The sequence below is a fragment of the Gloeomargarita sp. genome (assembly GCF_053491055.1).
The window spans coordinates 48,905-63,934 of the sequence record NZ_JBRCEP010000086.1; the positions used below are offsets into that span (position 1 = coordinate 48,905).

General features: G+C 58.2%; 16 protein-coding genes. All 16 read right to left on the reverse strand.

The window, feature by feature from the left end:
• Nucleotides 1-27 precede the first annotated feature (27 nt).
• A complete protein-coding gene (gene murD, locus ACWISF_RS09425; RefSeq protein ID WP_448381330.1) occupies nucleotides 28-1,392 on the reverse strand; it encodes a UDP-N-acetylmuramoyl-L-alanine--D-glutamate ligase in 1,365 nt (454 codons plus the stop codon).
• A complete protein-coding gene (glyS, locus tag ACWISF_RS09430) occupies nucleotides 1,392-3,518 on the reverse strand; it encodes a glycine--tRNA ligase subunit beta (protein WP_448381331.1) in 2,127 nt (708 codons plus the stop codon). Before glyS ends, murD begins: the two co-directional genes overlap by 1 nt.
• 44 nt (nucleotides 3,519-3,562) lie before the next feature.
• Nucleotides 3,563-4,120: a hypothetical protein gene (locus tag ACWISF_RS09435; RefSeq protein ID WP_448381332.1), complete on the reverse strand. Its 558-nt coding sequence runs from the start codon at nucleotides 4,118-4,120 to the stop codon at nucleotides 3,563-3,565.
• Between the two features lie 11 nt (nucleotides 4,121-4,131).
• The gene (locus ACWISF_RS09440) at nucleotides 4,132-4,443 is read right to left on the reverse strand and encodes a hypothetical protein (RefSeq protein WP_448381333.1); all 312 of its coding nucleotides are present in this window, start codon (nucleotides 4,441-4,443) and stop codon (nucleotides 4,132-4,134) included.
• Nucleotides 4,444-4,581: 138 nt separating this feature from the next.
• Entirely contained in the window at nucleotides 4,582-5,967 is a 1,386-nt protein-coding gene (gene psbC, locus ACWISF_RS09445) for a photosystem II reaction center protein CP43 (protein ID WP_448381334.1), read from the reverse strand.
• On the reverse strand, nucleotides 5,951-7,006 hold the full coding sequence (gene psbD, locus ACWISF_RS09450) for a photosystem II D2 protein (photosystem q(a) protein) (RefSeq protein WP_448381335.1): 1,056 nt from the start codon (nucleotides 7,004-7,006) through the stop codon (nucleotides 5,951-5,953). Before psbD ends, psbC begins: the two co-directional genes overlap by 17 nt.
• A 225-nt stretch (nucleotides 7,007-7,231) precedes the next feature.
• Nucleotides 7,232-8,788, reverse strand: coding sequence for an ammonium transporter (locus ACWISF_RS09455; protein ID WP_448381336.1), 1,557 nt, complete (start codon nucleotides 8,786-8,788; stop codon nucleotides 7,232-7,234).
• 204 nt (nucleotides 8,789-8,992) lie between these two features.
• Nucleotides 8,993-9,442 carry an SsrA-binding protein SmpB gene (gene smpB / locus ACWISF_RS09460; RefSeq protein WP_448381337.1) on the reverse strand — a complete coding sequence of 150 codons (450 nt, stop codon included), beginning with the start codon at nucleotides 9,440-9,442 and terminating at the stop codon, nucleotides 8,993-8,995.
• Nucleotides 9,443-9,504: 62 nt separating this feature from the next.
• Complete coding sequence (locus ACWISF_RS09465; protein ID WP_448381338.1) at nucleotides 9,505-10,074, reverse strand: phycobiliprotein lyase; 570 nt, start codon at nucleotides 10,072-10,074, stop codon at nucleotides 9,505-9,507.
• Nucleotides 10,075-10,115: 41 nt separating this feature from the next.
• Nucleotides 10,116-10,226 (reverse strand): photosystem I reaction center subunit VIII, encoded by a 111-nt coding sequence (gene psaI / locus ACWISF_RS09470; protein WP_448381339.1) that lies wholly within the window; start codon nucleotides 10,224-10,226, stop codon nucleotides 10,116-10,118.
• Nucleotides 10,227-10,626: 400 nt separating this feature from the next.
• Nucleotides 10,627-11,205, reverse strand: a complete 579-nt coding sequence (gene aat, locus ACWISF_RS09475) for a leucyl/phenylalanyl-tRNA--protein transferase (RefSeq protein WP_448381340.1) — start codon at nucleotides 11,203-11,205, stop codon at nucleotides 10,627-10,629.
• Nucleotides 11,206-11,328: 123 nt separating this feature from the next.
• Nucleotides 11,329-11,694: a hypothetical protein gene (locus tag ACWISF_RS09480; RefSeq protein WP_448381341.1), complete on the reverse strand. Its 366-nt coding sequence runs from the start codon at nucleotides 11,692-11,694 to the stop codon at nucleotides 11,329-11,331.
• An 8-nt stretch (nucleotides 11,695-11,702) separates the two neighbouring features.
• Nucleotides 11,703-12,821 (reverse strand): NADH-quinone oxidoreductase subunit NuoH, encoded by a 1,119-nt coding sequence (nuoH, locus tag ACWISF_RS09485; RefSeq protein WP_448381342.1) that lies wholly within the window; start codon nucleotides 12,819-12,821, stop codon nucleotides 11,703-11,705.
• Nucleotides 12,821-14,002, reverse strand: a complete 1,182-nt coding sequence (locus ACWISF_RS09490; RefSeq protein WP_448381343.1) for an NAD(P)H-quinone oxidoreductase subunit H — start codon at nucleotides 14,000-14,002, stop codon at nucleotides 12,821-12,823. Before ACWISF_RS09490 ends, nuoH begins: the two co-directional genes overlap by 1 nt.
• A gap of 51 nt (nucleotides 14,003-14,053) precedes the next feature.
• On the reverse strand, nucleotides 14,054-14,677 hold the full coding sequence (gene purN / locus ACWISF_RS09495) for a phosphoribosylglycinamide formyltransferase (RefSeq protein ID WP_448381344.1): 624 nt from the start codon (nucleotides 14,675-14,677) through the stop codon (nucleotides 14,054-14,056).
• Nucleotides 14,678-14,965 (reverse strand): hypothetical protein, encoded by a 288-nt coding sequence (locus ACWISF_RS09500; protein WP_448381345.1) that lies wholly within the window; start codon nucleotides 14,963-14,965, stop codon nucleotides 14,678-14,680.
• Nucleotides 14,966-15,030 lie beyond the last annotated feature (65 nt).

Consider the following 15,030-nt stretch of genomic DNA (forward strand, 5'->3'; position numbering starts at 1 on the left):
TGATGGGCATTTGCAGGAGTCATAGCCCTACGCCGACACCGACGCTGAGGCTTGCAAGGCGTGGAACAGTTGCCGGAAATGCTCCCCCCTGGCCTCGAAGTTGGGGTACTGGTCAAAACTGGCACAGGCGGGGGATAGGAGAACGGTCTGCGCCCCGGTGGCCTGGGCCAATTGGTGGGCTGCCGGTACCGCCTCCTCTAGGGTTTGTACCTGGATAAAAGGGGTATAGCCGATGGCCTGTAGGCGTTGGGCAAACTGGTTGGCCGCCGCCCCAAACAACACCACCCCCACCGCGTGCTGTTGAATGGTCTGCAACCAAGCCCCATCCTCGCCCTGTTTGGCCTGCCCCCCGGCTAGGAGCACCGTCGGCGTGGTCATACTTGCCAGACCCACTTGCGCCGCATCGTAATTTGTGGCTTTGCTGTCGTTGATGTAGGTAATGCCTTGATAACTGCCCAACACTTCCAAGCGGTGCGGCACCCCCGGAAAAGTACGCATCGCCTGGGTAATGATTTGGGGATCAACGTGCAACACACAGGCGACAACAATGGCTAGCAATAAATTTTGCCGATTGTGTTGCCCCGGCATACGGAAATCCTCTAGGGAAAAAATCGCCTGATTCTCCCACATCACTTGATTTTTTTCGATGTAAATGCCGGGTTGCTGAGATGGCGGTAAGGCCTCAGGCCCCTGGGTACTGGTCCAAAGGGCATCCGGCCAAACCTGAGGAAAATGCGCCCGCAAGTAGGGGTCATCGCCGTTGAGAATTTTGATCTGGGATTGGGAGAGTAAATGGGCTTTGATGCGGCAGTAGTTTTCTAGGGTGTAATGGCGATCCAAATGGTCAGGCGTAAAGGTGGTCCATACCCCGATTCTGGGGGCAACTTCCCCGGAAGACTCAATCTGAAAACTGCTTATTTCCGCCACCACCCAATCCCACGCTTCTCCCACCGCCGCACAGGCAGGCGTACCGATATTGCCGCAGACGGTCACCCGATACCCTGCCGCCTTGAGGATGGCCCCCACCAAACTGGTCGTGGTGGTTTTGCCGTTGGTGCCCGTGATCCCCACCCAGGGATAGGCCCGCAGGTGACGCCAGGCCAGCCCCAGTTCCCCCACCACATCCACACCCGCCGCCCGCAGTTGCTGCAAAATAGGCACATCCCAAGGCACGCCCGGACTGACCACCACCAGTTCCGGCCAGGGAGCCGCCACCGCAAACGGTTGTCCCAGGCGCACCGTCATCCCTAGGGCCGCCAACTCGGCCTGCTGCTGCAGCAAAGCGGGGGATACCTGACTGTCTTGCACCTCCACCTGCCACCCCTGGCGATGCAAAAGCTGCGCCGCCGCCCATCCCGATTTGCCTAACCCCAACACCAACGCCTTAGCCATCAGGTTTTGACAATCTGGGCAAAGTCCGCCAACACCAAAGCGCTATTGCGAATTAGACCCAATAAATTCAAGCGATTGCGTTGAATATCCGGGTTGGCATCCATGACCAACACACTTTCCGGGCCGTCAAAAAACCGCGCCAACACCGGGTTAATTGCCTGCAACCCTTGAATCAAACCGTCGTAATTCCCGGTGCGCTGGGTCGCCGTTGCTTGATTGAGCAATTGGGTCACCGCCTGGTACAGCTCCTGCTCAATCGGTTGCTGAAAGTGCTGCGGGTCAATCACACCCTCCGGCGTCAATACATCCGGCGGCAAAGTACCCTGATTGGCCAAACGGGTCGCCCGATTCACCGTCGCATAAATAGCCTGCAAAACGCCATTGGCCCGCAGTGTTTGCAATAGGTCTGCCCGGTGAAACAGGTCCGGGAGATTGGCGCTGATTTTCGCCAGCATCGCCGGTTGGTGCGGGTCAACCAACGCCTGAATTAAGTCGTAATCCAACCCTTTTTCTTGCAACAAACTCTGGAGCCGTTGCCCCAATAGGAAATACCAGTGGTGCTGGAGTTCTTCCCGATGAAAGCCAGGGTAATCTGCCGCCAAAATGTCCATCATCCTGGCGAGTAACTGCGCCAAATTCAACGGATAGGTGGGATAAATCTGCACAGTCATCAACACAATCGTCCGCATCGCCCGCCGCAGGGCAAAAGGGTCAGAAGAACCCGTCGGGATCAGGCCCACCGCCAAAATGCCCACCACCGTATCCAACCGGTCTGCCAAGGCCACCCACTGCCCTACCAACGTGGTCGGCACATCCTGGTAATGTTCAGCAATCGCTTGCGCCACCGCCGCCGTTTCCCCCGTCTGCGCCGCATAATGCCCCCCCATCACCCCCTGCAATTCGCTAAATTCCCCCACCATCTGGGTCACCAAATCCGCTTTACACAGATGGGCCGTCCGCAGAATGTCCCGCACCCACGCCTCTGGGTAGGACGTCTCGCCTAGGGTTTGGGTCAGCAACCGTTCGATGCGACGCACCTTGTCCCACACCGAACCCAATTGCTCCTGAAACGTCACCTGCGCCAGTTGGGGAACGTAGGCAGCCAGGGGCTGGCGCATATCCGTCTGGTAAAAAAATTGGGCATCTGCCAATCGCGCCTGCAACACCCGCTCATTCCCCTGGCGAATGGTGTCCGCGCAGGCCGGATGACCATTGCTGACGGCAACAAAATAGGGCAATAGGTCTCCCTGGGCGGCAAACACCGGGAAATAGCGCTGGTGCTGGGTCATGACGGTCGTAATGACCGCCGGGGGCAAATGCAAATAGGCCGGGTCAAAACGGCCCAAAATGCCACTTGGCCATTCCACCAGTTGGGTCACCTCCGCCAACAGCTCATCCGGCACATCCACCCGACTGTCGGCAGGAATCACCCGCTCCAGTTCTTGCTGAATCGTGCGTTGGCGCAGGCGCACATCCGGTTCCACCCCCGCTTGGCGCAGACAGTCTAAGTACGCCTCTGCCCGCGGAATGACCACCGGACCCGGATGCAACACCCGATGGCCGTAGCTGATACGGTCGCTGTGCAGACATTCCGAGCCATTTTCCAGGGTCACCGGCACCACCTGCTCCCCCCACAGCGCCAGCAGCCAGCGAATGGGACGGCTGAATTTGACCGGCCCATCTCCCCACCGCATAAACCGCGGCCCGCTCAACCCCTGCCACCAACGCGGGATCAAGGTCGCCAGCACCTCTGGCATGGGACGTCCCGGCAACGTTTGCCGCAGATAGACAAATTCACCCTTAGGGGTCTGCCGCCTTTCGACCTGGGACAATTCCGCCTGCCGCGCCCGCAAAAACCCCAACAGCGCCGGGGTCGGTTCCCCATTCCGGTAGGCGACCTGCACCGCCGGGCCTTTGACTTCCACCTGCTGGTCCGCCTGCTTTGCCGGTAACCCCTGGCAATAGACGGCCAAACGTCGGGGCGTGCCGTAATACTCAATCCGCTGCGGCTGCACATCCACTTCCTGGAAACTGGCCGGAATCAGGGATTGCCATTGCGCCAGCGCCGCCGCCACAAAATCGGCCGGTAATTCCTCCGTCCCCAATTCCCAGACAAAATCGGTCATGGCCTGCCCTAAACCCGCCTCCTAGTGTACCCCAGGAGCGGGCGCTAATCTCCCAGCAGCCGTTCGAGCCAGGCGACCACCCCCGCCAACTTCCGCACCGCCTTTTGCTTGAGCTGTTGGAACCGCTGCTGCCGTTGCCAGGCTTGCCAATCCCGCTCGTAGGCTTCCCCCTCCCGTTGCAGGGTCTGCCACAGATGCCACAGCACCGCCAGCCCCAAAGACGTCGCCACCACCAACGGCATGTAGTAAGGCCAGGCCAACCCGCGGCTGGTCCAGACCACCACCTGCCCGTCCCAAGCCCAATCCAGCAACACAAAAGGCAGGGTCACCAAAACCGTAATGACCCCGGAGCGGGTTACATGCGCCCGCCAAGCCCGCCACCGCCACTGGTGAAATGCCTGCCGCTGCTGGTCCAACTGCTGCGCTTCTCGCCAGGCCCGCTCCGCCTCCGCCAAATCCGCTGGCGAAATCCCCAATTCCTGAGCAATTTCCTGCAACTGCGCCTGGGTCAAGGTATCCGCCGCCGTCCCCTGCTGCATCTGCCGGGCAATCGCCCACTGCAAAATCCCCTGCACTTCCTCCGGGCGATAGGTGGGTGGCATGGACGACCAACCTAGGGAGCAGGTTTCACCTCAACAGTGCTCGTCGGGTTGAGCAGTTGCCGCTGTTTGGCCCGAAAGGCCTCCGCTGCCCGGGAAATTCCCCCCTGGCTGTCTTCGAGAAACTCAGCCATACTGCGGCTGTTGGCCTTGAAGGACGCATGGTTAATAAATTCCAGCATATTTACCACCGGTGAAGTAGTTTCTGCCGTCGGGCCTTGGTACTCATCCTGCCGCCGGGGCGCAAAAAGATTGCTGGCCTGCGCCCAGGCCGGTGTGGCCATTGCCAGCATCGCCCCCACAGTCCAAACAACAATCGCACGCATCCCCCTTTCTCTCCCTCTCTCTGCTGCCTAACCGCCGCCTACCTAGCTCATCCCCTAAACCCAGTTATAACATAGCCGCCCCAAAACCAAACCCCTGGGATCGCTCCCAGGGGCTTGGCATCCCGGCAGCCTTGGCCCTTAATCCAACTCCCGCATGGACAACACCGGTTCGGCCTTGCGGTCAATGCCTTTTTCAAAGCCCGCCGCCGCCGCCCGGGCACGCCCCGCATGCCACAGGTGTCCGACCAACAGGAAAAAGGCCAGGATGAAGTGGGAAGCGGCCAACCACGCCCGGGGAGACACATAGTTCACCGAGTTGATTTCCGTCGCCACCCCACCGACCGAGTTGATCGAACCCAAGGGCGCATGGGTCATGTACTCCGCCGCCCGCCGTTCTTGCCAGGGTTGGATGTCATTTTTCAGCTTGTTCAAGTCCAGACCATTCGGCCCGCGCAACGGCTCCAACCACGGCCCCCGGAAATCCCAAAAGCGCATGGTTTCCCCACCGAAGATGATTTCCCCGGTAGGCGAGCGCATCAGGTACTTCCCTAGACCCGTCGGCCCCTGCGCCGAAGCGATATTGGCCCCCAGCTTTTGGTCCCGGATCAAAAACGTCAACGCCTGCGCTTGCGACGCTTCCGGCCCCGTCGGCCCGTAAAACTCGCTGGGATAGACCGTGTTGTTGTACCACACCGTAAAGGACGCGATAAAGCCCATCAGGGACAAGGCCCCCAGACTGTAGGACAAATAGGCTTCCCCGGACCAAATCAAAGCCCGCCGCGCCCAACCAAACGGCGTGGTGAGGATGTGCCAAATCCCGCCGAGGATACAGAGGAACCCGACCCAGATATGGCCGCCGATCACATCCTCCATATTGTCCACCCCGGCAATCGAACCGGCACCCCCAAAGGGCGAATTCAGCACATAGCCAAAAATCACCCGCGGGTCCAAGGTGGGATTGGTAATCACCCGCACATCGCCACCCCCCGGCGCCCAGGTGTCATACACCCCGCCTAGGAACATGGCCTTGACCACCAACAGGAGCGCCCCCAACCCCAAGATGATCAGGTGAATCCCCAAAATGGTGGTCATCTTGTTTTTGTCCCGCCAGTCGTAGCCGAAAAACGGAAACGACTGCTCCAGGGTATCCGGGCCGATCAGGGCATGGTACAGCCCGCCAAAGCCCAGCACCGCCGACGAGACCAGGTGCAGCACCCCGGTCACAAAATAGGGCGTGATATCCACCACTTCCCCGCCCGGACCAACCCCATACCCCAGGGTCGCCAGGTGGGGCAGAAGAATCAGCCCCTGCTCATACATCGGTTGGTTGGGGTTAAAATGCGCCACCTCGAACAGGGTCATCGCCCCCGTCCAAAACACGATCAGACCCGCATGGGCCACGTGCGCCCCCAACAACTTACCCGACAACTCGATCAAACGGGCATTGCCGGCCCACCAGGCATAACCAGTGGAATCCTGGTCCCGACCGCCTGCCACCAAACCAGGACTATAGAGCGTTTCCACGGGGCAAAACCTCCTCGGGGAAGACAAAGTTTTCGTGGGGTTGGTCCATCGGTGCCATCCAGGCCCGGATGCCCTCGTTCAAGAGAATGTTCTTGGTATAGAAGGTTTCAAACTCGGGGTCCTCGGCCGCCCGCAACTCCTGGGACACAAAGTCATAGGCCCGCAGGTTCAGCGCCAGACCCACCACGCCGATCGAGGACATCCACAGCCCCGTCACCGGCACAAACAACATGAAAAAGTGCAACCAGCGCTTGTTGCTAAAGGCAATCCCGAAAATTTGCGACCAGAACCGGTTGGCGGTCACCATCGAATAGGTTTCCTCCGACTGGGTCGGTTCAAACGCCCGGAAGGTGTTCGGCGAATCCCCATCCTGATACAGGGTATTTTCCACCGTCGCCCCGTGGATGGCGCACAGCAACGCCCCACCGAGCACCCCCGCCACTCCCATCATGTGGAAGGGGTTCAAGGTCCAGTTGTGGAACCCTTGGAAAAACAAAATAAAGCGGAAAATCCCCGCCACCCCAAAACTGGGCGCAAAAAACCAACTGGATTGCCCCAGGGGATAGATCAAAAACACCGACACGAACACCGCAATCGGCGCCGTGAACGCAATCGCATTATAGGGGCGCACCCCCACCAGCCGGGCAATCTCCAACTGGCGCAGACAGAATCCAATCAGGCCAAACGCCCCGTGCAACGCCACAAAGGTCCACAGGCCGCCAATTTGGCACCAACGGGTGAAATCCCAATTCGCCTCCGGCCCCCACAAAAACAGCAACGAATGCCCAAAGGCATCCGCCGGCGTGGAAACCGCCGCCGTCAGGAAATTACAGCCCTCCAGATACGAAGAAGCCAAACCGTGGGTGTACCAAGAGGTAACAAAGGTCGTGCCGGTCAGCCAGCCCCCCAACGCCAAATAGGCACAGGGGAACAGCAACAGCCCCGACCAGCCCACAAACACAAACCGATCCCGCTTCAACCAGTCGTCGAGGACGTCAAACCATCCCCGCTCCTGGGTGCGTCCAAGTGCAATGGTCATGATAGTTCTCCAAACCGAGAAAAAATGTAGGACACAACCGCCCCGTAAATTCTCCTGTAGTTACCACTCTAGCCTCCCAACGGAGTCCGTGTGGCTATAAGGAAAATTTACGTTTCTTTACGGTTTGTCTTAAATTATAGGCGCAACCTGGCAGATTGTGGGGTTCCTGTCCAACCCCTGGCAAAAAAAAACGGCGGGTCTGACCCGCCGCCTTGGCCCCCGGCATTACAGTTCCTCTTTGACAAAGCCCGCGTAGGCTTCCATGGCATGTTCCCCAATATCCAGCCCCTTGAGTTCCTCTTCCGGGGGCACCCGCAGGCCAAACACCCCTTTGAGAATTAACCAAGCCACCGTACTGGTGACGACCACCCAGCCGCCGACAATGACCACCCCCAAAAATTGCGCCCAGAGTTGACCCAAGCCACCGCCAAAAAACAGCCCCGCCGCCGGGCCAGCCGTGTAGAGACCCCCCTCTTTGGCCCCTTCCGCAAACAAGCCCACCGCCAGCGTGCCCCACACCCCGCAGACCAAGTGGACCGACACTGCCCCCACCGGGTCGTCAATTCTCAGCCGGTCAAAGAAGGCCACCGCTGCCACCACCAGCACCCCGGCCACCAGACCAATGATCACCGCCGACACCTGGCCAACAAAGGCGCAGCCTGCCGTGATCCCCACCAGCCCCGCCAAAATACCGTTGATAATCATGGACAAATCCGGCTTGCCAAACCAACTCCAGGAAGTCACCGTCGCCGCAATTGCCCCTGCCGCCGCCGCCAAGTTCGTCGTCAGCGCAATATGCCCAATCGCCGCCGGGTCGGCCGCCATCGTCGAACCGGGATTAAACCCAAACCAGCCCAACCACAAAATCAAACACCCCAAGGTAGCAAACCCCAAATTATGGCCGGGAATGGCATTGATGCCGCTTTCGGTGTACTTGCCGATGCGGGGACCCAGCAGCGCCGCCCCCATCAGGGCCGCCCAACCCCCCACCGAATGCACCACCGTCGAACCGGCAAAATCCCAAAAGCCCAAATCCGCCAGGAAGCCACCGCCCCAAACCCAGTGACCGCCAATGGCGTACACAAAACCCACCAAAATAAAACTGAAAAACAGAAAGTCAATAAACTTGATCCGTTCCGCCACTGCCCCAGAGACAATCGTCGCTGCCGTCCCTGCAAAGGCCACCTGGAACAAAAACTTCACCGCCAGGGGGACACCCGTCCAATTCAAAGCACTAAATATCCCCTGATAGGCATCGCCAGTTGCCGGACTGTTATCCGGCCCCGTCAAGAAAAACCCATTCAGACCCAAAAACTCATTGCCATCCCCAAACATGAACGCAAAGCCAAAAATCCAAAACGAAATGGTGCTAACGGCAAACACAATCAGGTTTTTAGACAGGATATTCACCGCATTTTTCTGCCGACAAAAGCCTGCCTCCACCATGGCAAACCCGGCGTTCATAAAAATCACCAGGAAGGCCGCCAGCAACACCCACACCGTATCGACAGCCACCTTCAAGTTCGTTGCCTGGTCCGTGACCGCCTTGAGGCCCTCCTTAATCGCAGTGACCTCCCCCGCCGCAGGCGTCATCACCGGGCTAGGGGTCGGGGTCTGGGCACCCACCCAAGTAGCCCAGGTAACAATGCCCAACACCACCAGCGGCGCGTACAGATACCCCAGCAGGGTCAACCAAGCGCGGGGAATCCGAAATTCCCGAAAGCGCACCTTCCGTGGGCGCAGACGAAAAGGCAAACGAGTTTTCTGAGACACAATCGGCATGGGTGACACGACCTCCCAAAACAACAATTTTGGCTCCGCCAGCGATGCCCCTATGGCCAAAACTTGAGCTGTATCTCTCAAGAATTGACCCAATTGCTCACCGGAACACCGGCTGACAGCCCGACGTTATCCCTCTATTAGGGGATAGAACGTTAAGGGCATTTTGTATCATAGGTAACCATTTGCCCAATCCCCGGCCAAAACCTAACCCCGATATTTGAGCGCCCGTTCCATTTCCCGTTTTTCCTGGCGTTCCTTGAGGGTTTGCCGTTTATCGTGCAGCTTTTTCCCGCGCCCTAGCCCCAGCAACACCTTGGCCCAATCGCCCTTGAAATACATTTTCAGCGGCACCAACGTCAGCCCTTTCTGCTCCACTTTGCCCAATAATTTCCGCAGTTCTGCCCGATGCATGAGCAATTTGCGGGTGCGGCGGGGGTCGTGGTTGAAATAGGCGCTGGCGGTCTCGTGGGGCGATATATGCACATTCAACAAATACAATTCCCCATCCTTAAAGCGGGCAAACCCATCCCGTAAATTGACTTTGCCTGCCCGCACCGATTTGACTTCCGTGCCTTTAAGTTCAATGCCACATTCATAGGTTTCCAAAATTTCGTACAAATGCCGGGCTTCGCGATTTTCACTGATGGTTTTCATGCTCTCGCCTCAAGCGGAACCTCTTGCAAGCCAACCTGGCCTCACGCTGGCTGCCGTCTTCACTACCAGCCCAAAATCGTCGGGCAGGGCAAGGACACCGCCCGTTCCGGTTGCCATTGCGCGCGCGTTTCCACCGCAAAGGTCGCCATACTCATCCCGCCAAACCCATACCCCAAGGTGCTGGTGCGCAAACGAATGTTTTCCCCCACAAACCACAACCGCTCCTGGGAACGCAAGGTCTCGTACTCCGTCACCAGGGTCAGGGCGCCCGTTTCGTCCATCTGATAACCGCCCGCGACCGGCGTTTTTTCCGCGTAGCCCACCTCCCGCAGCAATCGCCCCGAGCGCGCATCCTGGGGAATCAGCACCATTACCGTACTGCCATTTTGCTGCTCCCCCTCTCGATCCCAGCCCATCACACCTTGCCATTCCACCCGCGAAGCCCCACTGGCCTGCTGCGGCGAATACTGGTACAAAGCACATACGGCTGCCACCTGCGGGTCATCCAACGCCAAAGGTGTCACGGAGATCAACGACCGTCCCAGCTCCGTCTGCCGAAAGGCCAAATGGTGGGTCACCCGCTGGGAATGCCATTGACCGCCGCTCCGGGCAAAAAAATCCTTTGCATCCATCGGGGATACGTTATCGGGGTTGCTCTATGGTAGCAAAGGGATTAGGCGATGTTGTCTTTTTCGATGTAAATGAATAGAAACGCCATCGCCACCGCCGGGAATACCAGACCCACCAGGGGCACCAAGATCGTCGGCAGGAAACTTGCAGCCATCATTCACTCCTAAACAGCACAAACCATCCTTTAATACTTTAGGGCATCCGGTCTCCCTGGTTAGCCCCTGCGTAACATTTTGACACTCCCACCGCCTCAAGCCAGGGGATGCTTACGCAGTCCCCAAACAGACGCGCAAAGGCGCTGGCAAGACGCCCCTACCCAGTTCCCTAAGGTTCTGCTTACTTTAGGGGAGTGAGAATATGCCCAAGCTAGGCACCGGTCGGGTCTTTCACCGTCGTAGGTGCTCCCTTGGGAATGGTACGCCCCACTGATAATATGGGTAAGCAACTAAATCTGCTTAGAGGCTTTTCCGCCCCGTACCAACCGCGCTAGCGGGACGGAGTCCTTATGACGGAGCCAGCAAGCGATCCTGCGGTGTAAGGTTTGGGCGGGCAGGCTACAGCAGGCTGCAGTCGGGTTGCCGGACGGCCTGGGCCAGCAAACGCCGATATTCCCCGTCGGAGATGGTATAGGCGCCAAACCGAGCCAGGTGGGGGTTCATCACCTGGGCATCAAACAACTGAAATCCCCGTTGGCGCAAGTGGGCCACCAAGGTCACCAACGCCACTTTGGAGGCATCGGTCACCCGATGGAACATGGATTCGCCGATGAAGGCGGCGCCCACCACAATCCCTAAAATGCCCCCGGCCAACGCCCCTTGATGCCACGTTTCCCAACTGTAGGCATGGCCAGCGCGGTAGAGGTCTAGGTAGAGTTGCTGTAATTCAGGGGAAATCCAAGTCGGGGTGCGGGCGGCGCAACCGGCCACCACACCGGCGAAATCCCGGTTAACCTGCACCGTGAAATGGCGGAATTTGCGTTTGAGGGAGCGGGGGCAATGGAAGCGCTCATCGAGGGGAATCAACGCCCGTTCCCGACTGCGATACCAACCCAAGGCGCCTGTCTGTTCATCGGCCATCAGGAAATACCCCAAGCGGTAGCCCCGCATCACCACGTCGAGGTCAAAGCTGGTCATTTCCTAGACAATGCCGCACCATGTTGCTTCTTTATCTATATGCAGTTACTGGGAAAATAACCGCCATAGGTCATTCCCCACCAGAAACCCATCCCCTGTTCCCAACGTCAGAGCCGCAAACGGTTAAGTTTCTACCCGATGCGCCCGCAATAAAACATTCATTCCCAAACCCTCCTGCGTCTGCCAAAAGGCACAAACCCACCACGAAACCGCATCTTGCCGATAAATGCCGTAGGTGAGGGGATAAGGTTGCAACATCGCCACCATCTGCGCTAAGGGGGATACGTCGGCGATGTAGCTATTCCACAGGTCCCCATCCAGAATTTCATAGGTGTAATCCGCAGGGAAGTAGATGTAGCTGGCGGCCAGACTCGGCTGAAGCGTCAGCAATAATTGGGCAGGGTCAGAAGACTCACACCCCAAACGGTCGCCCATTTGAAACGTCAGTTGAAACAAGCGGTTGATGCAGTCAAACTGCTCAGCGTTCATCCATCCGCCTAACCGCCGAACACCCCTGGAAAGGCAAGTTTGAGGGCCGCCGTAAGCATGAGATTGGCTAAGCCAACCGGCAAAAGAAACTTCCAGCCCAAATCCAACAACTGGTCAATCCGCACGCGGGGCACGGTCCACCGCAAAAGAATCGCCAAAAACAACATGAAATAGGCCTTGATCAACGTCATGGTGATCCCCACCATACCCGTTATCACCTGCACGAGGGGATTATCCAAAGACACATTGAACCAGGCAGCCACAGCCGCCACCGACACCGGCGACTCCCAACCCCCCAAATACAGCACCGCCGCCAATAGACAAGACAACACCAAATTCAAATAAGAAGCGGCATAAAAGAGCATGAAATTCACCGCCGAATACTCCGTCTGATACCCTGCTACCAATTCCTCTTCTGCCTCCGGCAAATCAAACGGCAACCGCTCACATTCTGCCAGCGCCGCAATCCAAAAAATCACAAATCCCACCGGCTGCCGCCACACATTCCAACCCAAAATGCCGTAGCCCGTTTGCTGCGCCACAATGTCAACCGTACTGAGGCTATTCGACATCATGGCCACTGCCAGCACCGCCAACGCCAGCGGCACTTCATAGCTAATCGACTGCGCCGCCGCCCGCAATCCCCCCAACAGCGAATACTTGTTATTTGAACCATAACCGGCCATCAACAAACCAATCGGGGCAATGCTGGAAATGGCAATCCACAAAAAAATCCCCACCCCCAGATTCGTAATCACCAAATTCTGCCCAAACGGCACGATGACGTAGGCCAACAACACCGCCATGACCACCACCACCGGCCCCAGGGTAAATAGCCACCGGTCCGACTTGGCCGGACGTACATTTTCTTTCACCAACAACTTCACCACGTCCGCAATCGGGATCAACATCCCCAACGGCCCGGCATACTCCGGCCCAATCCGTTGCTGCACCGCCGCCGACACCTTCCGCTCCAGCCAAGTCGCCACCAACGCCCATAACGTGGCAAACGTCAAAACCGACACCATCGGCAACGGCATCCACAGGACATGCGCCAACCCCGGCGTAACTCCCAGGCCCTCCAACCACTGCACAAACGACTGCTGTAAATCAATCCCCCCGGCCATCAGCGGTCTACCTCGCCCATAATGATGTCAATGCTGCCCAAAATCGCCATAATATCCGCCACCTTCATCCCCCGCACCAACTGGGGCAACACCTGCAAATTGATAAATCCGGGGGGACGAATTTTCCACCGCCAGGGAAACACACTGTCATCCCCAATAAGGTAAACACCCAATTCCCCCTTGGGCGCCTCCACCCGCACATAATGTTCCCCCTTGGGAATTTTGAACGTCGGTGAAGGCTTTTTGCTGATGAATTGATAATCAAAACCACCCCATTGGGATTTCGGCCCTTCCGCAATCCGTCTGGCCTCCAAATTCTCGTATGGCCCCCCTGGCAACCCTTTCAACGCCTGCTGGATGATCTTGACCGACTGGCGCATTTCCCCCAACCGCACCATGTAGCGGGCAAAACAATCCCCGTCGGTGGCCCACTGCACCTCCCAGTCAAAATCGTCGTAGCACTCGTAGTGGTCCACCTTACGCAAATCCCATTTCACCCCGGAAGCGCGCAACATCGGCCCGGACATCCCCCAGTTAATCGCATCTTCGCGCGAGAGCGTCCCTACCCCCTGCACCCGCTTGCGGAAAATGGGATTGTCCGTAATCAGCCGCTCGTACTCATCCACCTTGGGCAGGAAATAGGCGCAAAAATCCGCACACTTATCCACCCAGCCGTAGGGCAAATCCGCCGCCACCCCCCCGACCCGGAAATAGTTGTGCATCATCCGCATCCCGGTAGCCGCCTCAAACAGGTCATAGATCATCTCCCGTTCCCGGAAGATGTAGAAAAACGGCGTTTGCGCCCCAATATCTGCTAAAAACGGCCCCAGCCACAGCAAATGCGAAGCAATCCGGCTCAATTCCAGCATGATCACCCGGATATAGCTAGCCCGCTTCGGCACCGGAATATCCGCCAACTTCTCCGGCGCGTTGACCGTAATGGCTTCCGTAAACATGGTCGCCAGGTAATCCCAGCGGGTCACATAGGGCAAATACTGCACCACCGTCCGGTTTTCGGCAATTTTTTCCATCGAACGGTGCAAATACCCCAACACCGGCTCGCAATCAATCACATTCTCCCCGTCCAAGGTGACCATCAGACGCAACACCCCGTGCATGGAAGGGTGATGCGGCCCGAAATTAATCACCATCGGTTCAGTCCGGGTTTCGATCATGGTCATGGGCGGAACCTCACGGGCTAGGGGATACGTTTTTCAAGTATAAATGTCTTTTTAAGAATTTCCCACCGCTGCCCAAAGAATTGCCGGCGGGTACAAGCGATGCTCTTGCGCCTGAATCCGGGCCTGCAAGGTGGCTACTGTATCCCCTGGCAACACAGGCACTGCCGCCTGGGCAATGATCGGGCCGCTATCTACCGCCAGAATCACCCGATGCACCGTACAGCCTGTGATCTTGACCCCCGCCTGCAACGCCTGTTCCACCGCGCGCAACCCCGGAAACGCCGGCAGCAAACTGGGATGAATATTCAACACCCGCCCGCCGAATGGCTGCAGCAGTACCGCGGTTGCCCGCCGCATCCAACCGGCCATGATCACCCATTCCGTGCCCCAACTGTGCAAGACATCCACCACCGCCTGGTCAAAGGTTTCCCGGTCAGGGTAATCCCGGTGGTTGAGTAAACGGTGCGTCACGCCCGCTGCCTTGGCCCGCTGGGCCACCTTGGCTTCCGGTTCGTTGTACACCACCCCCGTAATCACCGCCGGAAGTTGGCCTGTGGCAATCGCCTGAGCAATCGCCGCAAAGTTACTGCCATTGCCGGAGGCCAAAATCCCCAACCGCAAGGGTTCGCCCCGATAGGACGGCCAATCCGACGGCACCGCCAAGGCCACGTCCACCTACCCAACGCGCCACCAAGACGCCAAAACCAGACCCAACAGGGCGCCCATAAGTACCGACACGCCACGCCACCACCGGGACGGCCACCGCTTGAACCCGGCCTGCGGGGAGGGGTGTGGGTCAGCACAGGGGGCCGGCGTCGGTTTAGCCCAGTGGGGCACCCGGCTTTCAAAATTGGCAATTCCCGTCCGCACCAGGGTTTGCGCCTCCCGTACCGCCTCCCAAGACTGTTGGCGACTCACCGCCAGCCGTGCCAACCGCTGATTCAAGGCCTCCAGGTCAGCCATGTGGTTTCAGCCTGATGCCCGTCGTGTCGTTAAAATAATTCTACAGCCTACCGCACCTTCGCCAG

Coding starts and splice junctions, on each gene's coding strand:
- psaI (WP_448381339.1), bottom strand. CDS start 10,226: ATGGCTGCAAGTTTCCTGCCGACGATCTTGGTGCCCCTGGTGGGTCTG.
- psbD (WP_448381335.1), bottom strand. CDS start 7,006: ATGACCATTGCACTTGGACGCACCCAGGAGCGGGGATGGTTTGACGTC.
- ACWISF_RS09500 (WP_448381345.1), bottom strand. CDS start 14,965: ATGGCTGACCTGGAGGCCTTGAATCAGCGGTTGGCACGGCTGGCGGTG.
- smpB (WP_448381337.1), bottom strand. CDS start 9,442: ATGAAAACCATCAGTGAAAATCGCGAAGCCCGGCATTTGTACGAAATT.
- ACWISF_RS09440 (WP_448381333.1), bottom strand. CDS start 4,443: ATGCGTGCGATTGTTGTTTGGACTGTGGGGGCGATGCTGGCAATGGCC.
- glyS (WP_448381331.1), bottom strand. CDS start 3,518: ATGACCGATTTTGTCTGGGAATTGGGGACGGAGGAATTACCGGCCGAT.
- ACWISF_RS09435 (WP_448381332.1), bottom strand. CDS start 4,120: ATGCCACCCACCTATCGCCCGGAGGAAGTGCAGGGGATTTTGCAGTGG.
- aat (WP_448381340.1), bottom strand. CDS start 11,205: ATGACCAGCTTTGACCTCGACGTGGTGATGCGGGGCTACCGCTTGGGG.
- ACWISF_RS09455 (WP_448381336.1), bottom strand. CDS start 8,788: ATGCCGATTGTGTCTCAGAAAACTCGTTTGCCTTTTCGTCTGCGCCCA.
- nuoH (WP_448381342.1), bottom strand. CDS start 12,821: ATGGCCGGGGGGATTGATTTACAGCAGTCGTTTGTGCAGTGGTTGGAG.
- murD (WP_448381330.1), bottom strand. CDS start 1,392: ATGGCTAAGGCGTTGGTGTTGGGGTTAGGCAAATCGGGATGGGCGGCG.
- ACWISF_RS09480 (WP_448381341.1), bottom strand. CDS start 11,694: ATGAACGCTGAGCAGTTTGACTGCATCAACCGCTTGTTTCAACTGACG.
- ACWISF_RS09490 (WP_448381343.1), bottom strand. CDS start 14,002: ATGACCATGATCGAAACCCGGACTGAACCGATGGTGATTAATTTCGGG.
- ACWISF_RS09465 (WP_448381338.1), bottom strand. CDS start 10,074: ATGGATGCAAAGGATTTTTTTGCCCGGAGCGGCGGTCAATGGCATTCC.